This window comes from Nonomuraea sp. NPDC023979, assembly GCF_040639085.1.
In the GTDB taxonomy this organism is placed as follows: domain Bacteria; phylum Actinomycetota; class Actinomycetes; order Streptosporangiales; family Streptosporangiaceae; genus Nonomuraea; species Nonomuraea ceibae.
The window spans coordinates 45479-71602 of the sequence record NZ_JBEZZG010000040.1 but is presented as its reverse complement, the minus strand read 5'-3'; the positions used below and the strand labels follow the sequence as shown (position 1 = coordinate 71602).

Genomic DNA, 26124 nt, shown 5'->3' with positions numbered 1-26124 from the left:
GATGACGGTAGCATGCTGTTGGTGAACGATGTCAAGTTGACCGAGACGCTCAGCTTCCGGCTAGGCGCCGTGGGCGCCCTGGTCGCCGATCAGTACGCGGAGGCTCTGGCCGTCCACGGTCTGAAGCCCAAGCACGTCGGCCTGCTGGGAGTCCTCGACCTGGGATTGGCCGCCTCGCAGCTCGAGATCGCCAAGCTGATGCGGGTGGCGCCCAGCCTCGTCGTGGCCCTTGCCGACCACCTCGAGTCCATGGGAGCCGTCGAGCGCCTCCGCGACCCCGCCGACCGCCGCCGCCAGATCCTGAGCCTCACCGGCCAGGGACGCGATCTCCTCGCGGAATGCACGGCCATGGCGCTCGCCCTCGACGCGAAGCTCGTCGCCGACCTCACCTCGTCCCAGCAGGGCGCACTGAGCGCGGCCCTCGGTCACCTGGCGGCCTCCCACGGCCTGCCCGTACGCGAATGATCAGACGCTGCGGCGCGAAGGGCCTCGTCGTCCTCGACGGAGAGCCAATGCCGCCGTTCGACGGGGCGCCAGTTCCGGCAGGTGAATGGAGCGCGACAAAGTCGAGGTCTCCGATCTCGGAGAACCGCCCTGGCCGCGATCACGGTGCATGAACTGGTGGCTGCTCTCACCGCCGGGCAGGTCCCGATCCCCCTTTCACTCAGCGCGGTGATGCCGCCAGGTGTGGAGGGGATGTCGGCTGCCTGCCCGCGTGACGGGGGTGGCGGCGGTGAGCGCGAAACCGGCGCTGTGGGCTACGGCGACGCTGCCCCGGTTCTCCTGGGCGATGCGCAGGAGGACGTGATCCATCCCCAGGACGTCGTACGCGTAGCCGATGATCAGCTGCACTGCGCGGGTGGCCAGGCGTCGCCGGCGGTGGCGCGGGCCGACGGCGTAGGCGAGTTCGGCCTCGCCGGGGCTCCCGGTCCGGAAGAGCAGGATCTCGCCCATCGGTGCGTCACCGTCGGCGGTGATGGCCAGTTGGACGTACAGGCCGTCGGAGCGGCGCTGCCGGGCCTGGGCCAGGTACGCGCGGGCGGCTTCTTGGTCGAAGGGGAAGCGCAGCGGGGTCCAGAGGTCGACCTGAGGGTCGTTGAACAGCTCGACCATCACGGGCACGTCGTCATCGGTCCACTCCCGCAGGACGAGTCCGAGACCGGTGAGGCGGATGTCGGCGGGCAGGGCGGCTGGGATGTCGTCGGCGCTCATGACGGCATCCTGGTCGGGTTGTCGGCGAGAAGACAGGCTGCGGGCGGGTCGATGTCGAGGACCTCGACCCGGGGGTGGGCGAAGCCGGCCTCGGTGAGCAGGTCCTGGAGCTCCTGGGTGGCCCGGCCCGTGGTGTCTCTGTCGGCGCCGGGGTATCGGGGCCGGCCGACGAGCGCGATGCGTCCGCCGGGTCGGAGCAGGCCACGTAGCCGGCGGAGCCGTTCGACGGGGTTGGGCCAGAACCCCAGGGAGTTGACGGCGAGGATGGCGTCGAGCGGATGGTCGAAGCCCGGCGGCTGGTCCACGGACGGTTGCGTGAGGTGGACGCGGTGAGCCCGGACGGCGGCGGCGTTGCGCCGGCGGGCCTGGCCGACCATGACCTGTGAGTGGTCGACACCGTAGACGTGGCCCCGGGTGGCCAGGCGGGCGAGCTCGGCGATGGCGAGGCCTACTGCATGGCGTACGCGCTCACCCGGATGCCCAAGCGTCTGCGCGGCGTGCTGATGGTCGTCAACGCCGGATCCGTTCCGCATCTCTCTGCCCCCGACACGCTGTGCGCATGCTGTCCCTGGAGATGCTGCTGGAGGTGCCCAAGGCCGGCGCAGGGGCCCGGCGGCGCCTCGGGGGCAGGAATGCGCTGGAACTCGCCGCGGAAATCCTCGGAGTGGGGCTGGAGGTGCCGTACCGGCGGATGGTCGATTCGGCGGCCGTGACCTCAAGGCGGGCCGCATTGATCATTGGGCAGAACCGCCGATGCCCGGTCGCATGGCTTTGAGGAAGGCGTCGACGAGGGCGTCGGCGTACTGCGGGGTGAGCGGGCCCGAGCGGAGCAGCCAGCGCTGGTAGACAGGGCCGTACAGCAGCTCCAGAGCCAGGTCGAGGTCGGCGTCGGGGGCGAGCTGGCCGGCTCGCTGGGCGCTGCGCAGCCGGGCCTTCTTGGCCTCGTCGACCGGCCCGGCCAGTTTCTCGCGGTATTGGGCGGCGAGTGCCGGATCGTTGATGATCTCGGTGTTGAGCGCGCGGATCGGCCCCTCGAACGCGGGATCGGCGAACTCGGCCACCGTTGCCCGCATGACCACCCTGAGGTCGGCCTTCAGGTCGCCGGTGTCGGGCAGCGCCATGTCCTGCTCCGGCCCGCTCTCGCTGAGCGCCAGGAAGGCGTCCAGGACCACCGCGCCCTTGGAGGGCCACCAGCGGTAGATCGTCTGCTTGCCCACGCCGGCCCGGGTCGCGATGGCCTCGATGGTCAGCTTGGCGTATCCCACCTCGGAGACCAGCTCGCGGGCGGCGGTCAGGATGGCCTGCCGGGAGCGCTGGCTGCGGCGCGCGGGGTTGGGCTGCTTGGCCATGTGCCGGATCATAACACCCTTGCGAGGCGAGACGTACCGTCTTGACACTATGGCGAGGCGAGACGTACCGTCTTGCTTCGTTAGAGCTGGATCCGAACACGAGGAGGTGGAGCCCATGACCCGGGTGTGGTTCATCACGGGCGCGTCACGAGGACTGGGCCGGGCGTTCACGGAGGCGGCGCTGCAAGCGGGCGACCGGGTGGTCGGGGCCGCGCGCAACGTCGAGCCGCTCGCCGATCTGGCCCGGCGCCATCCCGGCGACCTGGTACCGCTGCCGCTCGACGTCACCGACCGCGCGGCCGTGTTCGCGGGCGTGGACCGGGCGGCAGCGGCCTTCGGCAAGCTCGACATCGTGGTCAACAACGCCGGCGTCATGCTCCTGGGCATGCTGGAGGAGGCGACGGAAGAGCAGATCAGATCCCACTTCGACGTCAACCTGTTCGGCGCGATCTGGGTCACCCAGGCCGTGCTCCCCCACCTGCGCTCCCAGGGCTCCGGCCGCATTCTGCAGGTCACCACGATGGGCACCGGCGGCGGCTTCCCCATGGTCGGCCTGTACGCGGCCGGCAAGTCGGCGCTCGACTCGGTCTCCGAGGCCGTGGCGGGAGAGGTCGAGCAGTTCGGCATCAAGCTGACCATCGTGCAGATGGGCGGCTACGACACCGGCCTGTTCACCACCGGCACCACGATGACCGCATCCGCCCCGCACTATCAGGAGCTGCGCGACAAGCTGATCGAGATGTGGGGCGATGAAGCCGGTCCCGCCCCGGAGACCGCCGCTCCGGTGATCATGGAGCTGGTGGACCTGCCGGAGCCGCCGCGGCGTCTCATCGTCGGCGCCGCGTCCTACGACATGGTCCAGCAGGACCTCCAGGACCGGGTGGCGGAGTACCGTGCCTGGGAGCACCTCAGCCGCAGAGCGCCGGGATGACCCGCGCAGGACGAACAGAGCACGCCTGCCGGGGCACTCCCGACGGAACACCCCGGCAGGGCGGGACGGTGACGCGGCCATCCTCCCAGACCACGAACAGGGCCGGCGGCGCCCGCACCACCGCGGGCCGGGCGCGGCGCACGCTCTCACAGAACTTCCTGGCCGACCGCCAGGCCATCGATCTCATGATCAGGGCAGCAGACCCGGCGGGGCTGGTGCTTGAGCCGGGGGCGGGCGCTGGAGCGCTGACCCTGGCACTGGCCGGTGCGGGCGCGCGAGTGATCGGCTACGAGATCGATCCGCGCCTGGCCCGGCGGCTGGCCGCACGCACACGCGACGATCCCCGTGTCGAGGTGGTGCACGGCGACTTCACCACCGCGCCGGTGCCGGGACGGCCGTTCGCGGTCGTGGGGAACATACCGTACTCGGCGATCCTGCGGATCGAGCGTAGGCCCGAACCTTTGGTGCGCGGCCGCCGCACCTACCAGGAACTGGTCGAGCTGGGCTTCAGCGGGCTCGGCGGCTCGGTGCGCGCCTCGCTGAGGACGCGTCACCGAGGAGTGGACGCCGCCTTGGCGGCGGCCGGCGTGCCTCGTGACGCCGCCGTCGGACACGTCCACCCAGACCAGTGGATCGCGCTGTGGCAGCACCTGTACTGGTGACCCGCCCTGCGCTGTGGCAGCAGACCGGCAAACTCTGTCACCTGTCGTCGGCATAACCGCCGATGCCGGTGCGTGCCTGAGAGGGCTTCCGCCGGGCGAGTCTCCGGCTGATCATGATCGCGGCCACGGCAGCGCGATACTCAAGCAGGCCGACTGGAATGGCCCCGGAGATCGCCTACATCACGGCGGAGTTCCCCCGGTACGAGGTGCGCGCCGCGAGGAGGTCGGCGAGATCCCGACGCCCGCCAGCGGCACGCCCTTGCCTCCCCGCTGACCGCAGGCGCCCCCGTCTACGAAGACCCCGTCACCTCCAGCCGCCGGCTCTCCCCCGACCGCGCGGGCTTCACTACGCTGCTGCACACAGCGCCAGCCCGGCTGAGCGCAAGGCGCACCGGGTGTACGCCGCCCGCGTCGCAGCCGTCGAGGCCACCCGACTGCATGGGTCATGAACTGCGGAAACCTTCCGGCGAGACACAAAGAACGGAAAGCCACGGCAAGCCGCACAACGCCGCTCTGCTAACGGGACTTTTCGTTCGGATGCTCGCATCGACGTCGCCTTCGGCGCCTTGCCAGTGGTCAGACCTGGCCGATCCCGCCGTCGACGGGCAGGTCGATGCCGGTGACGAAGCTCGAGTCCGCGGAGGCCAGGAAGAGCGCCGCGGTGGCGATCTCATGCTCGTCACCGAGGCGGCCGACAGGCACCCGTGAGGCGATCTGCTCCTTGAACCCCGGCGGGAGGTCCGCGAACGCGGCGGTGTCGATCGCGGCGGGGCTGAGGACGTTGACCCGGATTCCGCGCTGCTTCAAGTCGGTGGTCCAGGTCCGGGCGAACGACCGCAGCGCCGCCTTGCTCGCCGCGTAGACGGTCGTTCCCGGATCGCCCTTGTCCGCGGCGCCCGACCCGATGAGCACGATCGAGGCGCCGTCGGACAGCAATGGCAGCAGTTTCTGCACGGTGAAGAACGTCCCCCGCACGTTCACCCCGAACACGGCGTCGAACGACTGCTCGGTCACGTCGCCGATGTGCTCGTTCCACGTCCAGACGCCGGCGCTGGCGATGAGCACGTCCACCCGGCCCGCTTCGACCGCCACGACCTCGGCCAGGCGGGTCACGTCGGAGATCTGGCCGACGTCGCCGAGCACGCCGGTCACGCCGTGGCCGATGGCGGCCACCGCCGTGTCCAGCCGGTCCTGGCGGCGGCCGGTGATGAACACGTGGGCGCCTTCCTGGACGAACAGCTTCGCCGTCGCCAGTGCCAGCCCAGAGGTTGCGCCGGTGATCACCGCGACCTTCCCGCCGAGCTTCGCCATGTCGCTCTCCCCTGTCTTGAAAAATGAGCATGCTCTCATTTTGGGTGCTGCTCACTGTAGCGAAAGTGAGAGCACCCTCAAAGTTGAGACGTATCGCACTTTGCTACGGTGACTTCATGTCTGCCGCAGGGAACCCACTGCCCGCTCGCCGGGATGCCCGCCGCAACCGTGAGCGGCTGCTCGAGTGCGCCCGAAGCGCGTTCGCCGGGCAGGGCGCACAGGCCGCCCTCGACGGCATCGCACGCGAGGCGGGCCTGGTGGTCGGCACCCTCTACCGGCACTTCCCTACGCGCCTGGACCTGCTGTGCGCGGTGCTCGAGCCGAAACTGCGCCACGTGATCGAGGAGGTGGAGGCCGCGCTCGGCCTGGAGGATCCGTGGCAGGCCTTCCGCGGCCTGCTCGAAGTCCTGTGTACGGCCCAGGCCGGGGACCGGGCGTTCGCCGACTTCCTGGCGCGGCGCTTTCCCGGCGACGACCGCACCGAGACGGCGCACAGCGAGATCTGCGCGCTCGCGCAACGGGTGCTGGCGCGGGCGCAGGCGGCCGGCGTCGTCCGCCCGGACGTCACCGGCGCGGACCTCTTCCTGCTGTTGTGGGCGAGCAGCACGGTAGCCGAGGCCACCCGGCACGCCGCCCCGTCCCTGTGGCGGCGCCACGTTCACCTGGCGCTGGACGGGTTCCGGGCGCCGGACCGGCTCGACCTGGGAGAACCCGCGTGGGACGCGGACCGGCTCTGCCGCGCGATCGCCACCGGGCCATCGTGGCAGCCATGACGACGCTTGTGATCGCAGTTCCGCTGGTCTTCTTTCTGGCCGTGCTCGGGTAGTGCGCGCGAACGCCTGCGTGAGACGGACAAGACCGACAGCGTCGTCATGCGGCCCGTGAAACTCCTACACGGCGGTGGTCCACCGGCGCTGCCCCATCGATTCACCGCTGAACCTATACGGTGGGCGACTCAAACTGATCACGGTCGACCGCCGGCCGTAGGTACGCCTACCGCCCGAATGGGACACCGGGCTCAGCTCACACGGTGGCTTCGATCTACGTGCCGCGTGCGGCGAGCCGGGCGAGGGCGGCGGCGCTGGGGCTGCCCGGACGCGCGGTGTAGATCACCATCCGCAGATCGGTGCCGGGCAGCAGCAGAGTCTGGCAGTCCAGCTCCAGCAAGCCCAGCTCGGGGTGGTGCAGGTGCTTGCGCAGCGTCGGTATGGGGCGTACCTCGTGGTTGCGCCAGCTGGCGGCGAAGTCGGGGCTGTGCGCGGCGAACTCGTTGACCAGCTCGCCGAGTACGCGTTCGGCCGGGTGACGGGCGCTGGCCGCGCGCAGCTGGGCGGCGGTCTGCCGGGCGTATTCGCCCTGCGAGCCGTCGGCGGCCGAGCAGAGGGTGCCGTTCAGCCGGATGGACAGCCGCACGGCGTTGCGTTCCTCAGCGGGCAGCGACCCGAAGTCGGTGATCAGGTCGGCTGCCGCTTCGTTCCAGGCCACAATGTCCTGGCGTTCGTCGGTGAGGTAGGCGGGCACCGGCCCGAGCCGGTCCAGCAGCTCGCGGGCGAAGGCGGGCACCGGCGCCCGGCCGGTCTCCGGGGCGGGCGGGGCCTGCCCGGCCAGCCGCGCCAGGTGCTCGCGCTCGGCGTCGGTGAGCCGCAGTGCCGTGCCCAGCGCGGCAATGACCTGCGGGGACGGATGCGGAGCGCGGGCCTGCTCAAGCCGTTCGTAGTAGCTGGTGGAGACCCCGGCCAGCGTGGCCACCTCTTCGCGGCGCAGGCCGGGAGTACGGCGGGCGCGGCGGCCTGGCGGGTGGACGGCCGTGGCCGGCAGCTGGTCCGGGCGCAGCGCCTCCCGCCGGCGACGGAGAAAGTCGGCCAGTTCAGCTCTGCTCACCCGTCCAGGCTGCCACAGTGGCGGCCGCCTTAGCCACGGACCAGGGGTCCGGGGCTTACCCGTCCCTTCCGTGGCGCCCGGATCCGCGGCCAGGCTGGCATGACCACATTCCACGGGACACCGGAGGACGAACATGCCACGCACTCCTGAGGAGACGATCCGCCGACTACTGGATCTGCTGCTGGCCAAGGACATGGATGCCATCGCCGATCTGTGGGCGGAGCAGGGCACCGCCGAGTTCCCGTTCGCTGCGGGGGACGCGCCGCGGCGGCTGGCGGGGCGGGATGCCGTCCGTGACTATCTGACCGGATACCCGGAACGGATGGACGTACGGGAGATACCTGTAGTCACCGTGCATCACACGCAACGGCCGGACACCATCGTGGTGGAGTTCACCGCGCACGGGTACACGGTGCGCACCGGCGAGCCCTACCGCATGGACTACATCTCCGTGATCACAGTCCATGATGGCCTGATCACGCACTACAGGGACTACTGGAGCCCGCTGGCCGCCGCCTCAGCGACCGGGACGCTGCCCGAACTGCTCGGCTCGCTGCGCTCGGGGGCCTCCCGATGAGCGGCGTGCTGGTCACCGGCGGCACCGGGAAGACCGGCCGCGTCCTGGCGGAGCTGCTGCGGGGCAACGGCGTGCCGGTCCGGGTCGCCGCTCGCAACCCGTCCGCCGGGGATCCTGACGCCGTCCGGTTCGACTGGAACGACCCGGGCACGCATCGGGCCGCGCTGCACGCGATGGACCGCGTCTATCTGGTGCCTCCGGTGAACGCCGTGAATCCGATGCCGCTGGTCGAGCCGTTCCTGGACGAGGCGGAGCGGCTCGGCGTGCGCCGCGTGGTGCTTCTCGGCTCCGCCGTCGTGCTGCCGAACGCCCCCGGCGCGCTTGAGCTGGCCGCACGCGTACGGACTCGGCCCGGGTGGGTCGTGCTGCGCGCGTCCGGGTTCATGCAGAACTTCCTGCGCCCGCATCCGCTGGGCGAGCGGCTCCGGCAGCACGGCGAGATTCACACCGCCGCCGGTGACGGCCGGCTGGGCTGGATCGACGCGCGCGACATCGCGGCCGCCGCCTCCGCCCTGCTGACCAACCCCGATGACGAGCCCAGCGGGAGGCCCGATGAAGGGCAGGGCGACCGGCGTGACTACCTGCTCACCGGGCCGAAAGCGTTGAGCTACCAGGACGCGGCGGCGATCATCACCGCCCGCACCGGCAGGCCGATCAAGGTGCTGGCCGTCGAAACCGACGAGCTGGCGGCCGGTTACCGGGCCGCCGGCATGCCGGCCGAATTCGCCGCCGCCCTTGCCGCCGTGGACGCCGGCCTCAGCGCCGGCCGGGACGATATGGTCAGCACCGCGGTGCTGGACCTGACCGGCCGCCCGCCCCGCTCGTTCGACGAGTTCGTCCAGAACCACGCGTCCGAGTGGGCGAACGGCGAGGCCGGGTGGGATCGACGTTCAGCACTCCGGCAGCCGGTGTCGCGGAAGGCCGGGGATCAGGACCTGGGATGGGCTGGTGGCGATGACGTCGCCTGCCTTCCTGTACGGTGCCCAGTTCACAATGGCGGGTATGGATCTGCGTGAGTTCGGCGAGTTCTTGAGGTCGCGGCGGGATCGCATCCGGCCCGGCGAGGTGGGCCTGCCGGTGCAGGCGCGCCGCCGCGTGCCTGGGCTGCGCCGGGATGAGGTGGCCGCCCTGGCCGGTGCCTCAATCGACTACTACAACCAGCTTGAGCAGGGGCGCGGCGCGCAGCCGTCGGAGCAGATGGTGGCGGCGCTCGCCCGCGCGCTCCGGTTGAGCGAGGACGAGCGAGCTCACCTGTACTTCCTGGCAGGCCGCCCGATTCCGCCGAAGCACAGTCTCGCCGCGCACGTGCACCCCGGCATGCTCGACCTCCTGCAGCGGCTGCCCACGACCCCGGCGGCAGTGATCACCGATCTGCACGCCGTCCTCGTCCAGAACCGCCTCGCCACCGCGCTCCTCGGGCCGATCAGCAAGGCCAAGGGGCGCGAGGCGAGCTTCGTCTACCGCTGGTTCACCGATCCGCAGGCACGCTCGCGCTACCACCCGGACGAGCATGGTCATCAGTCGCGCGTCTTCGTGGCGGATCTACGCGCCGTGGCGGCACGGCGCGGCCGGGACGAGCAGGTGGCCGGCCTCATCGGCGCGTTGCTGTCGGCCAGCCACGAGTTCGCCGAGCTGTGGGCACACCAGGAGGTCGCGGTACGGCGGGCCGATCGCAAGCGCCTCCTGCACCCGGAGCTGGGCGAACTCGAGCTCGACTGCCTCAGCCTGCTCAGCGAGGACGGAACGCAGCGGCTGCTCTGGTTCACCGCGCCGGTCGGCGGCGACTCGGCCGAGAAGCTCGCGCTGCTCGACGTTCTGGGCAGCCACGACCTCAGCGCTTCTACGGCTGGATGATGACCTTGCCCTTGGCATGGCCCTGGGCGAGGTGGTCGAACGCCTCGGAGGCCCGTGCCAGGGGAACCGTGCGGTCAATCATGATCTGCAGCCCCGCGTCGGCGGAGGCGACGACCTTCGCGAGCCGCTCCGTGTCGGAGCCGTGGAAGACGAACTCGGCGCGAACGTTCCGGCCGGCGGCTCGTTCGGCGTCCGGCGGGACGTTGAGGCCGACGAGCAGGCCGCCCGGCCGGAGCACGTCGAGGGAGGCCGCCTCGGTGTCGCCCGCGATAGGGTCGATGACCACGTCGGCGTGGGAGACCACGGTGCGGAAGTCGGTCGCGGTGTAGTCGATCACCTCGTGCGCGCCGAGCTTCCTGGCGATCTCGGCACCGGGCGGGGACACGGTGGTGACGACGTGCGCGCCCGCCTGGCGCGCGAACTGGATGACGAACCCGCCGACACCCCCGGCACCGCCATGGACCAGCACCGTCTGGCCGGGCTTCAGCTCCGCGACTTCGAACACCACCTGCCAAGCCGTGCCGGCGGCTGTCACCAGACTCGCGGCGAGGCCGAGCGGGACCGAGGCCGGGGCGGCCACCAGCCTCGTCGCCGCGACGGCGGCATGCGAGGCGACGGCCCCGCCCGAGCCGGGGTCGGTACGGGCGATCACCGCGTCACCGACGCTCCAGCCGGTGACTTCGGGCCCGACGTGTTCGATGGTTCCGGCGAGGTCGGTGCCCACGACCGAGGGGAAGGGGATCGGGAAGAAGTCCCGCACATGGCCGGCGCCGATCTTGACGTCCAGCGGGTTGAGCGCCGCGCCGGCGACCTTGACCAGCACTTGGCCGGCGGAGAGGACCGGGTCGGGGAGCTCGGCGACGACCGGGCGCTCGCCGTAGGCGGTGTAGTGCAATGCCTTCATCAGTTCGTGCCTTTCACTGCGTCGACCTGGTCGAGCCGGCTGAGCCAGTCCTCCAGGTGCCAGGTGCGGACGATGCGTCCGCCGGAGATTTCGTGGAATTCGTGAATGCGGACCTGGATCTGGCGGCCCGTCGGTGCGACGCCGAACAGCTCATGCTCCTGAGGAACTCGCACGACCGGGAGCACGGCCCGGTTCGCCCGCAGCCGGGACACCGCGCTGGTGTCGGATGTGCAGGAACGGCCCGCACGGGCGAGTTCCACGGCTGCAGCGCGGCCGATCCCGCTGCCGGCCCCGGTCACAAGAACAACCAGATTCTCGGACATCAGGCGATTCCTCCTTCGACTTTCGAGATCCCACGGTCGTCGGTTCCGCTCCCGGCGAGAAGGCGGCGCTCACACTGGTGATGACGTCACCGGGTTAACCGGCGCCTGGTGCCCGGCTGTCCGCTCGGCCAGCGTTTGGGGGGCAACCGAAGGAGATGTCATGAAGTTTTGGACAAGTGTGCTGGCCGCTGTCGTTCTCACCAGCGCCCAGACGCACCCGGTGCCGGCAGAGCGGCCGGCCGTACAGACCGAGCCGGTCCACGGTCAGGGGTGGCGGACGCTCGCCCCGATCGCCGGCGGCCCTCGCCAGGAGCACAGCGTCGCCGTCGTCGGCGAGAAGCTCTACGTGATCGGCGGTGTGCTCGACGAACCGGCCTTCCCCACCACGGCCCGCATGGAGGTCTATGACACGCGGCGCGACACCTGGTCGGCCGCGGCACCGCTGCCGGTGGCGATGAACCACCCCAACGCGGTGACGGTCGGCGGCAAGATCTACGTTCTGGGCGGGCTGTCCGGCGGCACGTCGTGGCAGGCGCTGCGCGACGCCTTCGTCTACGACCCCCGCACCGGCCACTGGACCCGGCTCCCGTCGGTCCCTGCGACCATGGCGCGCGGCAGCGCCGCGATAGGCGTACGCGGAACGAAGATCTACCTCGCGGGCGGCATGCTCACGCTGACGCCGGGGCCCGGCGGCCTCCAGGACACCGTGGCGACCGTGACGTCGTACGACGTGGTGAGCGGCCGCTGGGAGAAGCTGCCCGACCTGCCCGAGGCGCGCGACCACGTCGGCGGGGCCGTCATCGGCTCGACGTTCTACGTGGTGGGCGGCCGCGACCGCGGCCAGGTGAACGTCCGGGACACCGTTTACGCCTTCGACCTGCGAACGCGCCGCTGGTCGGAGCGTGCGCCCATGCCCACCGCCCGTGGCGGGATCGCGACCGCCGTCGTGGGCACGAGAATCTACACCTTCGGCGGCGAAGGCAGGCACCACGGCGGCAACCCGAACACGTCTTCCCCGATGTCGAGGCCTACGACGCTGTCCACGACCGCTGGCAACGGCTCGCCCCGATGCCGGTGCCCCGCCACGGCACCGCCGCCGTCGCGGTGGGCGGCACGATCTACATCCCGGGAGGCGGTACGGCGGGCGGTGGCGCCCCGGTGGCCGTCAATGACGCCTACCGGCCTGCTCGCTAGGCACCGTACGAGGCCGGGCGCGCTGACCACCTGCGCGCTCGGCCAAGCTCGGAAGCCGCCGTGTCACTCCCCCAGACCGAAGGGTCGCGCGACGAGCTCGCTGGTGGTGATGGACGCCTTGGCGCTGAGAAACCTCGTGATCCGGCGGTGTTCATCGCCGACCTGCAACGCCGCCACACCGCAACCCTCGACCGGTTGAACAAGGCATCGCGCAAGGACGGGCCAGCCGCGATGCCGCGTAACACCGTGACGGTGGTGGCATCCTAGTCCGGCACGTCGTTCAATGATCGAGCGTGGCGAGTGCACGCCGTGTGACATCGGGCGGGGCTGCCGCGATGACCCTGTCGAGTGCGCCCAGGGACGTCTGCAGGTCTGTGATCGACTGTGTGATCCTTTCCCGCTCCCGGTGAAGATCGGCGAGAAGGTCGGAGCACGTGGGGATCAGCCGGTCGCCGTCGTCGCGTAGGCAAGGGAGGATCGTGGCGATGGCGGAGGTGTTCAAACCGGCGGCCAGGAGGCTACGGATGCGACGGACGGTGTCGATGTCTTCGTCGCTGTATTCCCGGTAGCCGCTGGGGCGCCGCGCGGGGTGGAGCAGGCCCTGTTCTTCGTAGTAGCGCAGCAGGCGCTCGTGAACGCCGGTCCGTCGTGACAGGTCACCGATGCGCATGGCGCCTCCTTCGTGTGCCGCGGGAAATCGTCGCACGACTTGACTCTCACATCCATGTGAGACTCTAGCGTCCTCGCCATGAGAAAGACATTCGCGACACTCGCTGCCCTGTGCGTGAGCGTCTTCGTCGTCGGAACGTCGGAATACCTGATCGCCGGGCTGCTGCCTCAGGTCGGAGCGGACCTGGGCATATCCGTGGGCATGGCAGGTCAAGCCGTCACCGTCTACGCGCTGGGTGTCGTGGTCGGTGGGCCCCTTGTGGCCGCGCTGACTGCCAAGATGCCCCGTAAAGGACTGGCGCTCGGTCTGATGCTGCTGTTCGCGGCGGGCAGCGCAATCAGCGCTCTGGCCCCCTCCTACGAACTGCTGCTGGCAGGACGCCTGGTCTCTTCCTTCAGCCACGCCGCCTTCCTCGCCCTGGCCCTGGTGATGGCGACCAGCGTGGTGCCGCCGGACAAGACGGGGACGGCGATCGCCACGGTCGCCTCCGGCTTCACCGTGGCGACCCTGCTCGGTGTGCCTTTGGGCGCGCTGCTGGGTGAGAGCGCCGGATGGCGCACCCCGTTCGCCGTCCTGACCGCCCTGTCGCTGGCGGGCGTCGTGCTGCTCGCAGCCGTCCTGCCCAAGCAGCCGGCCCCGGCTACGCGGCTGCGAGACGAGGTCCGCGTGGTGACCCGCCGGCCGGTCCTGCTGGCCATCGCCACCACCGCGGTCGGATTCTCCGGCGTCGCTACGGTGTTCACCTATATCGCCCCGCTGATGACGCGCGTGTCTGGATTCTCTTCCACAGCGGTCTCCGGGCTGCTGCTCGCCTACGGAGCAGGCAGCTTTGTCGGCAACCTCCTTGCCGGCCGGCTCACCGACAAGTCCATGAGCGCCACCGTGCGCGGCGTCTTCGGCGGGCTGGCCGGTGTGCTCGTGCTCATTCCGTTCGCCGCCGTCTGGCAACCTTCCGCGGTGGCGGCGGTCTTGGTGCTCGGCCTGCTCTCCACCGCCACCATCGCGCCGCTGCAGGGGCTGATCCTGCGCCACGCCGGCGATGCCCCCACGCTGGCCGTCGCCGCCAACGTGGGCGCCTTCAACCTCGGCGCGGCCGCCGGTTCGGCCCTGGGCGGCGTCATCGTCTCGGCAGGCGCCTTGCGCTGGACCGGTCTGGTCGGTGCGGTGCTGAGTCTGGCGGGCCTGGCCCTGACTTACCTCGTCCTGCCCCGAACTCGCGCGACAACGCAGGCGGCCGAAAACGACGTCCCGGCCACCATCTGACTCGCCACCGGCCGCGGCCGCGGTGGTCGCCGCAAGCTGGGGCGATCGCCGGGCCAGGCTGCTGAGCGCGCCGTACGGTCGAGGCGTAGCCCCCCGCCGCTCCCCCAGCTTCCCCGGCGGCCGAGACCCGTCACAACACTTTCTCTTCCGGACCTTTGTCCACCTTCACTTGCGGCAGCGCGTCCACGGTCGGGGCCCCCTGACCACTGCGCTGGCCCGTCACGTCCGACCTTCTGCCATCCAATACTCCGGGCGGTTCGTCGTACTGCTGCCGCCTGCACGCCGCGCGTGGAGACTTCGTCGGCGAGGTGTCCCGGTCGCGCTCGCTTCAGTGGTTGAGGCGCCGGAGTTGGGCTTCGTGGATGTCGCTCACCCACTCCCAGCCGGGCTTGGCCGATGGGCCGACCCGCGGGTCGGCGGGGACTTGGCCGTGCCGCAACGCGAGTACGTACGCCCGATCCCGCTCGATCCGTGCCCGCATCTGGTCGGATCCGCCGACGGAACCGTGGCCTGGGACGATGACGTCGACGTCACCCGCCACGTCCTCCAGCAGTTGCAGCGCGGTGAGGTACTCCTCGATCGCGGTGGCGGGGTCTCCGACGTCGAGCATCGGCACCAGGACATCGGACAGCATGTCGCCGGCGACGAGAACTCCGCGTTCCTCGATGAACAGCGCCGCGTGGCCCGGTGCATGCGCCTGATGCTCGATGATCCGGACCTGGGGGCCATCCCAGGGGATCCGCGCGGTTCCGGCGGGCAGGCCGGTGATGAGGCCGAGCAGCTCCAGGGGAACCTGCCCGGCGATCTCCGTCTCGAGCAGGTGAGCGGCGATGCGGGCCTTCGCCTCCGCGTCCGACAGCACTTCTCGCATATGAGCCGCGCAGCGGGCTGTACCGTAGCGGGGCGCGTCGCCGAGCTGGGCGTGCCAGAGCACGTGATCCCAATCAGGATGCGTCGAGAAGCCTGCGACAACGGGCTGGCCCGCCTTGCCCAGGTCGTCCGCGATGGCGACCATTTCGTCGCCCGTGATCCCGGGGTCGACGAGCAGCACACCGGCCCGGCCCTGCACCACAACGGTGTTGGTCTGCACGAACTCGCTCTCGTGGACCAGCACACCCTCCGCGATCTGCCTCAGCACGAGCTCGCCTCCTTTGCATACTGGATGGCATGACGATGCATCGTGACGCCTTCGTCGTAAGCGATATGGCGGTCGGCCGCCACCGGCGCGCAACCCATGATGTTTCCTTTCGTCGCTGTGTAGTCCTGCAGGGTCAAGCGGTCACTCGGGTGAGCGCTCGAGCGCCCCTCTATCTGGGTCAGCTCCGCTCGGGTGCACGTGGCGGCGGCTTCCTCAACGACAGGCCGCGCTCTGTTGTCAGTGCCGTACATGCGATCGAGCAGCGCACCGGGACGCCTGTCGCCGTCGAGTTCTAGGCAGGATGCCGCCAGGGGATCACCGGCGCGCGATGGTCGATGGCGAGGCCGTGCGTGGGGCACGGCTGGCGCGGCCGGCGGGGGCACAGCACGAACGCCTCGCTGATCGTCGCGCGATACAGGCGCCACCCGGCCGGGGCGGTGACGTCCTCGAGTGACAGGGCGGAGCCGCCCCGGCCGGGGTCTCCGGGGTAGATCTCGATACCGCGGTCCAGGTCGCGGCCGGTCAGCTCGGCGGCGGTGCCGGACAGGTACACCGCCCGGCCGTGGTAGGCCGGCACCGTCGAGTCGAAGATCACCATGCTCAGCCGGGGACGCGCGGCGAGGTTACGGGAATGCCGCGTGTCGGGGCTGGACACCCAGAAGATCTCGGCGTAGTCGGCGGTCGCGAAGTAGACCGGCGACGTCCACGGGATGCCCTCGGCGTCGGCGGTGCCGAGAATCACGTACAGGTTGGCGTCCATCAGGTCACGGGCGTGGGCGTCCAGATCGATGTCGGTCATGACGCCGCCCTCCGCTGGGTCCGGTGGATCAGGGTCTCCGCGGCGGGTTCGGTGGTATCGCGCCTGTACGCGGGTGGGTGCCGCTGTTGGGCAGCGACGGCGGCCGGTGGATCGAGAGCTCGTCCCTGACGTGGTCGGGTGGGCATCGTGACCTCCTTGTTCGACGGTGTGCATCCAGGCTGGTGGGCGGCACGCATCCGGACATCCGTGCTGAGCACTGAGCCGGTACGGATGGGTCACCGACGTACGCCATCCTGATAAGCGTGGACTTGACGAAGATCTCGACCCGGGAGGCCGATGTGCTGGCCGCCGTGGGCCGGCACCTGTCGAACGCGCAGATCGCCAGTCGGCTGCACATCTCGGTCAGGACGGTCGAGAGCCACGTCGCCGCGCTGCTGCGCAAGCTTGACGCGTCCGATCGACAAGCCCTGGCCGCGTTGGCCGAGCAGGCCAGGACCGGGCGGTTCGTCGGCCTGCCGGTCAGCCGGACGACCTTCGTGGGCCGCGTGGCGGAGGTGGCCGCCGTCGGATCGGCGCTGGAGGAGTCCCGGCTGGTGACCGTGGTCGGCCCGGGCGGGGTGGGCAAGACCCGGCTGGCAGCCGCCGTCGCAGAGCGGGCGCGGTCACGGTTTCCCGCCGGCGGTGCCTTCGTCGACCTCGTGCCGGTCCGGACCGCGGCCGTGGCCGGCTCGGTGGTGCAGGCCGTCGCCGACGCGTTGGACGTGACCGTGGGCCCGACGCAGTCCGTCGAGCGGGCGGTGTTCGAGCGGCTGCGCTCGGGCCGGCCGCTGCTGGTGCTGGACAACTGCGAGCACGTGATCGACGAGGTCAGCATGCTGACCGAACAGGTGCTGACCGCTTGCCCGCAGGCCACCGTGCTGGCCACCAGCCGACAGCGACTCGGTGTCACCGGCGAGCGGCTCGTACACGTGCGCCCACTCGCCGGCACCGAGGTCGAGCAGTTGTTCCGGGATCGGGCCAGCGCCGCGGATCCCGGGTTCGCCGCGCCACCGGCAGTCGTGGCCGATGTCTGCGCCCGGCTGGACGGTCTGCCGCTCGCGGTCGAGCTGGCCGCCGCCCGGGTGGCCGCGCTCGGCGCCGACGGGCTGCTGACCGGCCTCGGCGATCAGCTGCGGCTGCTGGCCGGCGGCAGAGGGGCACACGTCCGCCATCACTCGCTGCGCGAGCTGATCGGGTGGAGCTACGACCTGCTCGACGCCGACGAGCGAACCTTGTTCCGCCGGCTGTCGGCCTTCGTCGGGGTGTTCGACCTGGCCGCCGCGGCGGCGCTGAGTCCGCAGGCGACTCCGGCGGAGGTGGCCGATCTGCTGGGCCGGCTGGTCGATCAGAACCTGGTCGTGCGCACCGGCCCCGGATGGCGGCTGCTCGACACGATCCGCGCGTTCGGCCTCTCGCAGGCGAGCGCCGTGGGAGAGCAGGACGCGATTCGCGAGCGGTACCTGCTCTGGGCGTTCGCGACCGCCGCCGAGGTGGAGACCCGGCTCGACGCCGATTGGCGGTCGGCGTTCGACGTCGTCGCCGATGACCTCCGGGCGGCGGCCATCGCGGTCGGATCGGACCCCGCGGCCCACGGCTTCCTGCGCACGCTCGCCCACCTGACCTTCGCCGCGGGCCGGTTCGTCGAAGCGCGAACGCTCTATCAGGCCGCAGCCCGGTGCGCTGCCGGAATCGAACAGGGCCGGGATCTGCGAGCCGGGGCCTACGCCGCGCTGGCCGTCGCCGACAACCGCACCGCCACCGAACTCATGCGGCAGGCCGTCGAGGCCGCGGGCACCGCCGACCTGCGTGCCGAGGCCGTGGTGGTCGGCGTGCGCTACAACTTCGGGCCGATCGAGTCTGCGACCGATGACCAGGCACGCTTGCTGGCCGAGGCGAGGCAGACAGCCGACGCGAACCCGAGCGATCAGCGGCTGGCCGCGCTGGTCGCCATAGCGACGGCCTGGCACGAGGGTCACGGCTGGATGCCCGACCTGAGCCGGGCCCGCGAGGCCGTGGAACTCGCCCGTGCGGCCGGCGATCGGCTGGTGCTACTCGCGGCGATGGACGCCCTGTGCAATGCCCTCGACCGCGCGGGGGCGACCCGGGAAGCCCACCGGCTGGCCGGCGAACGACTGCGCATCGCGGTCACCCTGCCGCGCCACGACCCGGCCGCTGCCGCCGAGATCGTTGACGCGTTCCACGTCGCGCCGAGGGCCGCGCTGGGCGCAGGCGACCTACCGTCCGCGCTGGCGCTGGCCCGGCAGGCCCACGCCGACGATCCGATCGGCGGGCATCCGTACCTGCAGGCCCCGCGGCTCGTGCGCGTGCTGGCCCTCACCGGCGACTTCGACGAGGCGATCAGCCGAGCCGAGACGTTGTGGGTGGCGTGGTGGCGCGACGGTAGCCCGTCGATGCCGTGGATGAACTCGGCGCTCGCCCTCGCCGGGATGGTCCAGGGCTTGCGCGGCAACCCGGCGGGCCAGCAGCAATGGCGTGAACGGGCGCTGACGGTGGCGGCCGGCTCGCCCGTCGTAGCGGCCTGCCGGGCGTTCGCCGACGCCCGGGTCGCCCTCCACTGCGGACAGTATGACGATGCGGCCAACCAGGTCGAACGGGCCTTCGCGCCGTTCTCCGATCAGCGGTGGGTTGGCTACGCGCGCGTCGTCGGGGCCGAGCTTGCCGTCATGGCCGGCCTTCCCGACGCCGGCGACCGGATCATTGCCGCCGAGCCGTACGCGGGCGAGAGCGACTGGGCGGCCGCGTGCCTGGCCCGGGTACGCGGCCGGCTCGGCGACCACGCCGCCTTGGCGGACGCTGCGGAGCGGTGGTACCGGCTGGGTGCGCGCTTCGAGCGGGCAGCCACGCTGGCGCTGCTGCCCGATCGGGCCGATGAGGGGCACGCCGAGCTGGCCGTGCTCGGCTGCCGCTAGAGAATGCATCGCACGGCAGAGCTCCCTATGCCGTCCGAGGGCGGAGATGAGACCTGAGCGGTCGTTCGTGGGCATGGTCCGGCCGGTGAAGTCGACCTTTCCTGCTCTTCGGGGTCGTTGTCGGCCAGCACCCCGCCGAACCTGAGCCACTTGGAGAAGCCATTGCAGGACCCGGCCTTGTTGGTCGCCGCGGGTACACGCGCCGCAGCGCCGGATCGGCCAGGTACCGGAGCAGGGCGGCGGTCCGTACGCTGCGGCCGACCTTCCGGTGCGCCGCCCCACAGCGTGATCCTGCCGACGCCGGCGTACAGGCACGCACGGTCGGGGTGGGCAGGGTGTCAAGGAAGGCGTCACGGCGGGCACGGCGTCCTCCCCCGCAGATGATAGGACGTTGTCCGCGCTTGCGAGTGCGTCACGGGTCCGAGGCCTGCCGGGCGCGGCGAGCCCGGAGTTTGTGGCGGTTACCGCAGCGCTCCATCGCGCACCATCGCCGGGCGCCGGGGCGGGACGTGTCGACGAACACCAGCGGGCAGTTGTCGCTCGCGCACTCGCGGATGCGCCCGGAGAGTGGCCCGGACAACAGCTCGATCATCTCCCGGGCCAGTGTCGACAGCGCCTGCGCGGCCCGTACCGGCGGCGCCCAGCCTGCGGTCGTGCCGTCGGCGGCCAGCTCGGGGACCAGTGGTGCCGCGGCTGCGGCCCGGTTGATGGTCTCGATCGCTTCGGCGGGGAGGGGCCGATGCGCCGCCCGGGCGTGCGCCGCGTCCCAGATGGCCTGGCGCAGGGCCTTGGCCGCGGTCAGTTCGTGGACCGTCAGGGGGGCCGTCATGACCGCGGCGATCGACGGGTGGGCCAGCCATTCGGCCAGGTCGGCAGGCTCGTGGAGGGATTCGAACACCGCGTACGGACCCTCGCCGCCGGTGTGGGCGAAGTCCAGGCAGACGGCGCCGGCATCGAACCAGAACGACCCTCCCTTGGGGTCGTGCAACGTTCGCCCGGTTGCACTCGCTCGCATGACACCACTATAACTGGTGTCGACAGCGACACCGGTATAACTGGTGTCCTCAATGAAGGAGGTCCACACATGGGCGTACGACACATCAACCCCGCCGGGATGCACAGCAGCCCGGCTTTCAGCCAGGCGGTCGTGGTCGAGCAGCCGGCGAAGACGATCTACATCGGCGGGCAGAACGGCGTCGGCGCCGACGGGAAAGTCGTCGGGCCCACGGTCGGGGAGCAGTCCAGGCAGGCGTTCCGCAACCTCACGACCATTTTGGAGAGCGAGGGGGCAAGCCTGGCGAACATCGTGCACTGGCGCATCGCCGTGGTGGAAGGCAACACGTTCGACGAGGGCGTGGCCGCCTTCCAGGAGGTGTGGAACCGGGCCGACCCGCCGCCGGCCATCACCGTCCACGTCGTTGCCGGCCTGGGTCCCGGGTTCCTCGTCGAGATCGACGCCGTCGCCGTCGTGTAACGCCCTCGGGGCCGGTCGTCGAATGGCCCGGTTCTGACGCTGGGGCGATCCAACAGCGACGACCAGATGGAGGTCACCCGTCAACGTGCCCGCTGCGAGCCCAGAGGTGGCAGATGCCGTGGGGGCGGCCTGCCCCGCCCCCATCCGCTTGGTACGGGCCGCGGGCCCGGCCACCGACGCAACACTCACGAAACCACTGCCCGCTGGGCCTTGATCCGCACTCAAGCCGGCGAGCCAGCGACTATCCCGATACTGACGGGTTCAGGACAGGTTCCGAGCATGACGAACGTAGCTGATGCATCCCCTGCCGGGCGAGGCTCCACTAAATCGCCCGCCCCCGCCTGGTCGATCGTCGGCCTGGTCTGCCTGGCGCAGTTCATGATGGTTCTCGACGTGTCGATCGTGAACGTCGCGCTGCCCGCCATGGAATCCGACCTCCGCCTGGGTGCCGAAGGATTGCAATGGGTGGTCAACGGCTACATCCTCACCTTCGCCGGGTTCCTGCTGCTGGGCGGCCGGGCGGCCGATCTCTACGGACGCAGGCGTACCTTCGTCGCGGGCCTGGCTGTATTCGCGATTGCCAGCCTGGCGGGCGGGCTCGCCACCACGCCGTGGCTGCTGATCGCCGCGCGGGCGATCCAGGGGCTCGGCGCGGCGGTGGTCGCCCCGGCCACGCTGACGATCCTCACCACCGCGATCCCCGCCGGGCCGGCGCGGGCCAAGGCCATCGCCACCTGGGGCGCGGTCGGGGCGGCCGGCGGGGCGGCCGGGTCGCTCGTCGGCGGACTGCTCACGGACTACCTGTCGTGGCGCTGGATCCTGCTGATCAACGCACCGATCGGAACGGTCGCGATCATCGCCGCGCTCCGCCTGCTTGCCGAAAGCCGCGACCTCGGCACCCGCGGGCTCGACCTGACCGGGGCGATCACGGTGACGGTGGGGCTGTCGGCGCTGGAGTTCGGCCTGTTGCAGACCCCCGCGTACGGCTGGGGTTCGGCGCGCGCACTGATCCCCATGGGGGTGGGCGCGCTGGCTCTGGCCGTGTTCGTCCTGGTGCAGGCCAGGTTCGCGCGGGCGCCGCTGATGCCGTTACGGGTCTTCAGGGCCCGCTCAGTGTCCGGCGCGCTCCTCGTACAGTTCCTGCTGGGCGCTGCGGGCTTCGCGGTCTGGTACTTCCTGTCTCTCTACATGCAGCAGGTCCTGCACTACAGCGCGCTTCAGGCGGGCCTGGCGTTCCTGCCGCACACCCTCGCCATCATCGTCGCCTCCAAGGCCACGCCGTGGCTGGCCGGCCAGGTCGGCCTGCGTCCGCTGCTGGCCACAGGCGCGCTGATCTCGGCGGCGGGTTTCGCCTGGCAGGCGACGATCACGCCGGACAGTGGCCTGCTCACCGGCATCGTGCTGCCGGGCGTGCTCATCACCGGCGGAATGGGCCTCACTTCCGCGCCGATCGCCATGGCCGCCACAGCGGGGGTCGGCCCCGGCGAGGCGGGACTGGTCTCCGGCGTCCTCAACTCCTCCCGCCAGATCGGCGGCTCGCTCGGCCTGGCCGCGCTGACCACCCTGGCCGCTTCCCACGCCAGCGCGCAGACCTCCGGATACTCCCTCGCGTTCGGAGCCTGCGCCGGCGTCGTGGCCGCCGGGGCGGTGGCGGTGCTCGTACTTCCGAAGACCCCGAAGACCCCGAAAAGACGTGCCTGACGCGCGCAATCGTCATCGACGAAGTGAAGGCGGCATCGCCGCGATCTTGCCATCTGGTAAGGCGGTCGGTTCCTGGGAGCTCTCCGCTGGAGAACTCCGCTGGAGAACTCCGTGATCCTCCGCGGACAGACCCGGTCCGCCATCCCTGGCCGAGCGGGTGACATGGACGTGGCAAGCGCTGACGAGCGGCGTACGACGGAGCGGGTGCGCACCCTGCTCGGGCTGCTGCAGCAGCGCCAGATCTGGACCGGCCCAAGCTCGCCGACCGGCTCGAAGTCACGCCGCGCACAGTACGTCGCGACGTCAGTGCGTCAGGCCAGAGCGAGGTTGTGGAGTGAGCGGGCCTTGAAGAAGGCCTGCGGCGAAGCCGGAACGGCATGGCCGGGTGCTCGGCCATCATCTGTGAGAGCGCATCGCCCCCGACCGGTGACCGAAGAGCAACCACCGAGCAACCGGCGGGCGAATTACGCGACCTTGAACATTGGCCCGCCGCTGGCGATGGGCCCGTCCGCCCACTTGCGGTTCCCGGTCTTCGCCATCCGGAACCGGGCGGCCACGAGGTAGCGCAGGCTGTACCGCACACCGGCAGCCGGTGGGATCGACCGCGCCACGGCCCGCGCGGCATGCTCCCCGGCAGGGTGACCGCCGCACCACCCCGATCCCGTCAACGGCTCGACAGGTGCCGAATGTCTTGACCAGTCCCTCGGCCCGTACGGCGCTCACCACCGTCTCGGCACCTGGCCTCTGAAATCGCAAGTGATTCGACCCGAAGGAGACCTCGTGTCCCTCCCCCCGCCACTCCGGCGATCGATCCTCACCCGGACGCTCGTCGCCCTGGCCGCCGGGTTCAGCTTGTTACTCCCCCGGAGCCCCGCTAGTGCCGCCCCCGAACCAGCAAAGATCGACAAAGCAGTCCTGGCCGACCTGAAGGACGGCGAAGCCACCTTCATGGTCCGCCTCAACGGCGAGGCCGACCTGCGAGCCGCCCGCGCCGCCACCACCAAGGCCGCCAAGGGCAAGGCCGTCTACGACGCCAAGACCGCGTACGCGAAGAGAACACAGGCGAGACTGCGCAAGCTACTGGCAGACCGGAAAGCGGAGAACACCCCGTTCTGGATCGTGAACAGGGTGCAAGTTACCGCCGACACCAAGCTCGCCGCCGAGATCGCGGCGCTCCCCGAGGTCGCCTCCCTCAACCCGGTCGGCCGCGCCGAGCTGCCGAAGCCGATCCCCGGCAAGGCCGAAGCGAAGGCCAAGGCCAACGCCGTCGAGTGGAACATCGACCGAATCAACGCCCCCCGTGTCTGGAACGAAGACAACAACCGGGGCGAAGGCATCGTCGTCGGAATCATCGACAGCGGAGCGGACTTCGAGCATCCGGAGATCGCCGAAAGCTACCGTGGACTGCGGCCCGATGGCTATGTGGACCACAACTACAACTGGGCCACGTTCCTGGAGGGGTGCTTCTCCCCGGCTCCATGTGACAGCGACGAGGTCAGCCACGGTACCCACGTGACCGGAACCATCGCCGGCAAGAACGGCATCGGGGTCGCTCCCGGGGTCAAGTGGATCGCCGCCAGGGCCTGCGACGGGAGTCACTGCGACGAGGGCGCGCTCTGGGCGGCCGGCGAGTGGATGGTCGCGCCGACCGATCTGAACGGCCAGAACCCCCGCACCGATCTATCCCCGGACATCGTCAATTCTTCCTGGACAATCGGAACGAACGACCCGGCGTTCGAAAGTCTCATCAACACCTGGGTCACTGCCGGCATCTTCCCGATGTTCGCCAACGGCAACGCCGGCCCGAACTGTGGAACCAGTCAAAGCCCTGGAGAATACGTTCAGAGCTACAGCGTGGGTGCGTTCGGCGCGGATGGCACGGCCCCCGGGTCCTCCTCCAGAGGCGCCGGCGAGAACGGTGAGATCAAGCCGAACATCTCCGCTCCCGGCGTCGACATCCGCTCGTCGATCACCAAGGGCCGATACGCCGTCTGGAGCGGCACTTCGATGGCCTCTCCGCAGGTGGCGGGGGCTGTGGCGCTGATCTGGTCGGCCGCGCCTTCGCTGCGGCGAAACGTGTCCGCCACCCGGGCGCTGCTGGACGGCACCGCCATCGACACGCCGGACACGACGTGCGGCGGTACGGCCGCCGACAACAACGTCTACGGCGAGGGCCGTCTCGACGCCTACGCCGCCGTCCAGGCCGCACCCGATGATCCACTCGGCACCCTGAACGGCACCATCACCGCGAACGGCCGGCCCCTGTCCGGAGCCGACGTGACCGTCACCGGGCCGGTCGGCCGCACGGGCGGCACCGGCCAGGACGGCACCTACTCCCTGCTCCGCGTCCCCCCGGGCAGCTACCAGGTGACCGTGTCCAAGTTCGGATACAGCCCGGTCACCACCACCGCCACCGTCGTGGACGGCCAGAGCCCCACCGCCGATGCCACCCTCACCCGCAGACCGGACGCCGTGGTCACCGGGACGATCACCACCGCGGGCGTCCCCGAGCAAGGAGCCACGGTCGTGGCGTTCTCCACCAGGCCGGTGAAGGCCGTGACCGATTCCTCCGGCCGGTATGAGCTCACACTCCCGCACGACACCTACCGGTTGGAGATCACCTCGGCCTCCCGCTGTGTCGCCCCGGTCACCCAGCAGATCACCGTGACCGGGAACACGACCAGGAACGCCACCCTGACGAACAGACACGACGACTTCGGCTATACCTGCGCGATCGGCTCCGAACCGTACGTGGCGGGCACCGACCGTCTCGCCCTGGAGGGCACCGTCGAGACCGTGCGCGTGACAGCGCCGTTCCCGGTGCCCTTCTACGGCAAGGCGTATTCCGACATCTGGGTGACGCCCGGCGGCTTCGCCTCCTTCGGGAAAACCGCCGTCGACGCCGACAACACCCCCCTGCCCTCTCCGTTCAACGTTCTCGCCGTCTTTCCCTACTGGGAGGATCTTGTCGTGGAGCCGGCCGGAGGGGTCTACACCGCCACCGTCGGCACCGCCCCGCACCGGTCGTTCGTCATCGAATGGCGCAACGTCAGGAACAACAGGTCACTGACCGCCCGCGTCTCCTTCTCGGTGCTGCTGGGCGAGAACGGAACGATCAGCTACCGCTACAAGGACATCGACGACAGTCCGCTCGAACGAGGCGCGAGCGCGACCATCGGCATCGAGAACGCCGATGGCACCGATGCGTTGCAGTACTCCCACAACACCCTGTCGATCAAGAACGGTCAGAGCCTGACCTTCACCGCCGCCGACTACGGCGTGGTGCGCGGCACTGTCACCGACGCCAACGACCATCAGCCCATCGCGAACGCGACCGTGGAGTTCCCTGACGTCGCGACCTTCATCACCGGCGCAGATGGCACCTTCACCGGCCAGATCCGCGCCGGTAGCCACAACGCCAAGGTCTACGCGCCGAACTACGGCACCACCTACAGGAACGTGACCGTCACCCACGGCGCGATCACCGCCATGGACATCGAACTCGTCACCGGAAAGATCACCGCCGCACCAGGCAAACTCGATCTGATCGCCCCACCCGGCGGCACCACCACGGCAACGGTCACCCTCACCAACCATGGCGTCCCCACTTCCTTCGAAGCCACCAGCGATTCGGCCTGGCTGACCGTTACCCCCGCCGAGGGCGGACTGGTGAAGAACCAGGCGGCCACCCTCACCGTCACCGCCACCGGCGGCGAAACCGAACGCACGGGCAAGATCACCATCAGGTCCACCAGCGGCCGGAAACCCGTCATCGAGATCCCCGTGACCATCACCCCATGAGCACCGACGGACCTGCCGGCTGAACATCGGAGCGGCGGAGACCTCGTGTCCCCGCCGCTCCGGCAACCGCTACCTGTCCTTCATCCGCGACCCGCTTACGTGGATCGCCGGGAAGAGCGCTTGCGGCCAGCGGGTCCGTGCGGTCTCACG

Annotated in this window: 26 protein-coding genes; 14 read left to right on the top strand and 12 right to left on the bottom strand. The window is 70.5% G+C overall.

Annotated features, from left to right (window positions below):
- Positions 1–12: 12 nt before the first annotated feature.
- Entirely contained in the window at positions 13–465 is a 453-nt protein-coding gene (locus AB0G11_RS42330; RefSeq protein WP_219508551.1) for a MarR family transcriptional regulator, read from the top strand.
- A gap of 195 nt (positions 466–660) precedes the next feature.
- On the opposite strand, the gene AB0G11_RS42325 is transcribed toward AB0G11_RS42330, so the two are convergent.
- Positions 661–1212 (bottom strand): GNAT family N-acetyltransferase, encoded by a 552-nt coding sequence (locus AB0G11_RS42325; RefSeq protein WP_357592523.1) that lies wholly within the window; start codon positions 1210–1212, stop codon positions 661–663.
- On the bottom strand, positions 1209–1745 hold the full coding sequence (locus AB0G11_RS42320) for a class I SAM-dependent methyltransferase (RefSeq protein ID WP_357592521.1): 537 nt from the start codon (positions 1743–1745) through the stop codon (positions 1209–1211). Before AB0G11_RS42320 ends, AB0G11_RS42325 begins: the two co-directional genes overlap by 4 nt.
- A 26-nt stretch (positions 1746–1771) precedes the next feature.
- Between AB0G11_RS42320 and AB0G11_RS42315 the strand changes: the two genes are divergently transcribed.
- The gene (locus AB0G11_RS42315; protein WP_357592519.1) at positions 1772–1987 is read left to right on the top strand and encodes a hypothetical protein; all 216 of its coding nucleotides are present in this window, start codon (positions 1772–1774) and stop codon (positions 1985–1987) included.
- Here AB0G11_RS42315 and AB0G11_RS42310 read toward each other — a convergent pair.
- Complete coding sequence (locus AB0G11_RS42310; RefSeq protein ID WP_357592517.1) at positions 1947–2561, bottom strand: TetR/AcrR family transcriptional regulator; 615 nt, start codon at positions 2559–2561, stop codon at positions 1947–1949. The genes AB0G11_RS42315 and AB0G11_RS42310 overlap by 41 nt on opposite strands.
- A gap of 115 nt (positions 2562–2676) precedes the next feature.
- On the opposite strand from AB0G11_RS42310, the gene AB0G11_RS42305 reads away from it, so the two are divergent.
- Complete coding sequence (locus AB0G11_RS42305) at positions 2677–3492, top strand: SDR family NAD(P)-dependent oxidoreductase (protein WP_219508555.1); 816 nt, start codon at positions 2677–2679, stop codon at positions 3490–3492.
- Between the two features lie 68 nt (positions 3493–3560).
- Entirely contained in the window at positions 3561–4154 is a 594-nt protein-coding gene (locus tag AB0G11_RS42300; protein WP_357592515.1) for an rRNA adenine N-6-methyltransferase family protein, read from the top strand.
- Between the two features lie 576 nt (positions 4155–4730).
- Here AB0G11_RS42300 and AB0G11_RS42295 read toward each other — a convergent pair.
- On the bottom strand, positions 4731–5465 hold the full coding sequence (locus AB0G11_RS42295) for an SDR family oxidoreductase (RefSeq protein WP_357592513.1): 735 nt from the start codon (positions 5463–5465) through the stop codon (positions 4731–4733).
- 116 nt (positions 5466–5581) lie between these two features.
- On the opposite strand from AB0G11_RS42295, the gene AB0G11_RS42290 reads away from it, so the two are divergent.
- Positions 5582–6238: a TetR/AcrR family transcriptional regulator gene (locus tag AB0G11_RS42290; RefSeq protein WP_219508558.1), complete on the top strand. Its 657-nt coding sequence runs from the start codon at positions 5582–5584 to the stop codon at positions 6236–6238.
- Between the two features lie 268 nt (positions 6239–6506).
- Here the strand turns inward: AB0G11_RS42290 and AB0G11_RS42285 are convergent, their stop codons facing one another.
- On the bottom strand, positions 6507–7346 hold the full coding sequence (locus AB0G11_RS42285) for a helix-turn-helix transcriptional regulator (protein WP_219508559.1): 840 nt from the start codon (positions 7344–7346) through the stop codon (positions 6507–6509).
- A gap of 133 nt (positions 7347–7479) precedes the next feature.
- On the opposite strand from AB0G11_RS42285, the gene AB0G11_RS42280 reads away from it, so the two are divergent.
- The 3 genes from AB0G11_RS42280 to AB0G11_RS42270 are packed head-to-tail and all read left to right on the top strand — an operon-like array spanning position 7480 to position 9777.
- Positions 7480–7923 (top strand): nuclear transport factor 2 family protein, encoded by a 444-nt coding sequence (locus AB0G11_RS42280; protein ID WP_357592511.1) that lies wholly within the window; start codon positions 7480–7482, stop codon positions 7921–7923.
- Positions 7920–8939, top strand: coding sequence for an NAD(P)H-binding protein (locus tag AB0G11_RS42275; protein ID WP_357592509.1), 1020 nt, complete (start codon positions 7920–7922; stop codon positions 8937–8939). Before AB0G11_RS42280 ends, AB0G11_RS42275 begins: the two co-directional genes overlap by 4 nt.
- The gene (locus AB0G11_RS42270; protein WP_219508561.1) at positions 8926–9777 is read left to right on the top strand and encodes a helix-turn-helix transcriptional regulator; all 852 of its coding nucleotides are present in this window, start codon (positions 8926–8928) and stop codon (positions 9775–9777) included. The genes AB0G11_RS42275 and AB0G11_RS42270 overlap by 14 nt, the downstream gene beginning before the upstream one ends.
- Here AB0G11_RS42270 and AB0G11_RS42265 read toward each other — a convergent pair.
- Together AB0G11_RS42265 and AB0G11_RS42260 are read right to left on the bottom strand one after the other, a co-directional pair.
- On the bottom strand, positions 9764–10681 hold the full coding sequence (locus AB0G11_RS42265) for an NADP-dependent oxidoreductase (protein ID WP_357592507.1): 918 nt from the start codon (positions 10679–10681) through the stop codon (positions 9764–9766). The two genes, AB0G11_RS42270 and AB0G11_RS42265, sit on opposite strands and share 14 nt — an antisense overlap.
- Complete coding sequence (locus tag AB0G11_RS42260) at positions 10681–11004, bottom strand: ester cyclase (RefSeq protein WP_357592505.1); 324 nt, start codon at positions 11002–11004, stop codon at positions 10681–10683. The genes AB0G11_RS42265 and AB0G11_RS42260 overlap by 1 nt, the downstream gene beginning before the upstream one ends.
- Positions 11005–11164: 160 nt before the next feature.
- Here AB0G11_RS42260 and AB0G11_RS42255 point away from each other — a divergent pair, with 160 nt between their 5' ends.
- A complete protein-coding gene (locus tag AB0G11_RS42255; RefSeq protein ID WP_357592503.1) occupies positions 11165–12397 on the top strand; it encodes a kelch repeat-containing protein in 1233 nt (410 codons plus the stop codon).
- Between the two features lie 81 nt (positions 12398–12478).
- Here the strand turns inward: AB0G11_RS42255 and AB0G11_RS42250 are convergent, their stop codons facing one another.
- Positions 12479–12868, bottom strand: coding sequence for a MerR family transcriptional regulator (locus AB0G11_RS42250; protein ID WP_357592501.1), 390 nt, complete (start codon positions 12866–12868; stop codon positions 12479–12481).
- A gap of 78 nt (positions 12869–12946) precedes the next feature.
- Here AB0G11_RS42250 and AB0G11_RS42245 point away from each other — a divergent pair, with 78 nt between their 5' ends.
- The gene (locus AB0G11_RS42245) at positions 12947–14131 is read left to right on the top strand and encodes an MFS transporter (protein ID WP_219508566.1); all 1185 of its coding nucleotides are present in this window, start codon (positions 12947–12949) and stop codon (positions 14129–14131) included.
- Positions 14132–14459: 328 nt separating this feature from the next.
- Here AB0G11_RS42245 and AB0G11_RS42240 read toward each other — a convergent pair whose 3' ends face one another.
- From AB0G11_RS42240 to AB0G11_RS42230, 3 genes are all read right to left on the bottom strand, one after another.
- The gene (locus tag AB0G11_RS42240; RefSeq protein WP_357592500.1) at positions 14460–15269 is read right to left on the bottom strand and encodes an MBL fold metallo-hydrolase; all 810 of its coding nucleotides are present in this window, start codon (positions 15267–15269) and stop codon (positions 14460–14462) included.
- Positions 15263–15406 (bottom strand): hypothetical protein, encoded by a 144-nt coding sequence (locus AB0G11_RS42235; RefSeq protein WP_357592498.1) that lies wholly within the window; start codon positions 15404–15406, stop codon positions 15263–15265. The genes AB0G11_RS42240 and AB0G11_RS42235 overlap by 7 nt, the downstream gene beginning before the upstream one ends.
- Before the next feature lie 155 nt (positions 15407–15561).
- Positions 15562–16068, bottom strand: coding sequence for a pyridoxamine 5'-phosphate oxidase family protein (locus tag AB0G11_RS42230; protein ID WP_219508568.1), 507 nt, complete (start codon positions 16066–16068; stop codon positions 15562–15564).
- Positions 16069–16331: 263 nt separating this feature from the next.
- Here AB0G11_RS42230 and AB0G11_RS42225 point away from each other — a divergent pair, with 263 nt between their 5' ends.
- Complete coding sequence (locus tag AB0G11_RS42225; RefSeq protein WP_357592496.1) at positions 16332–18998, top strand: LuxR C-terminal-related transcriptional regulator; 2667 nt, start codon at positions 16332–16334, stop codon at positions 18996–18998.
- 412 nt (positions 18999–19410) lie between these two features.
- On the opposite strand, the gene AB0G11_RS42220 is transcribed toward AB0G11_RS42225, so the two are convergent.
- Entirely contained in the window at positions 19411–20013 is a 603-nt protein-coding gene (locus AB0G11_RS42220) for an ABATE domain-containing protein (protein ID WP_357592494.1), read from the bottom strand.
- A 69-nt stretch (positions 20014–20082) separates the two neighbouring features.
- Between AB0G11_RS42220 and AB0G11_RS42215 the strand changes: the two genes are divergently transcribed.
- The 3 genes from AB0G11_RS42215 to AB0G11_RS42205 all read left to right on the top strand — a co-directional run bounded on the left by AB0G11_RS42215 (position 20083) and on the right by AB0G11_RS42205 (position 25974).
- Positions 20083–20472 carry a RidA family protein gene (locus tag AB0G11_RS42215; RefSeq protein ID WP_219508571.1) on the top strand — a complete coding sequence of 130 codons (390 nt, stop codon included), beginning with the start codon at positions 20083–20085 and terminating at the stop codon, positions 20470–20472.
- A gap of 279 nt (positions 20473–20751) precedes the next feature.
- Positions 20752–22173, top strand: a complete 1422-nt coding sequence (locus AB0G11_RS42210) for an MFS transporter (RefSeq protein WP_357592492.1) — start codon at positions 20752–20754, stop codon at positions 22171–22173.
- A 780-nt stretch (positions 22174–22953) separates the two neighbouring features.
- The gene (locus tag AB0G11_RS42205; protein WP_357592490.1) at positions 22954–25974 is read left to right on the top strand and encodes a S8 family serine peptidase; all 3021 of its coding nucleotides are present in this window, start codon (positions 22954–22956) and stop codon (positions 25972–25974) included.
- Positions 25975–26124 lie beyond the last annotated feature (150 nt).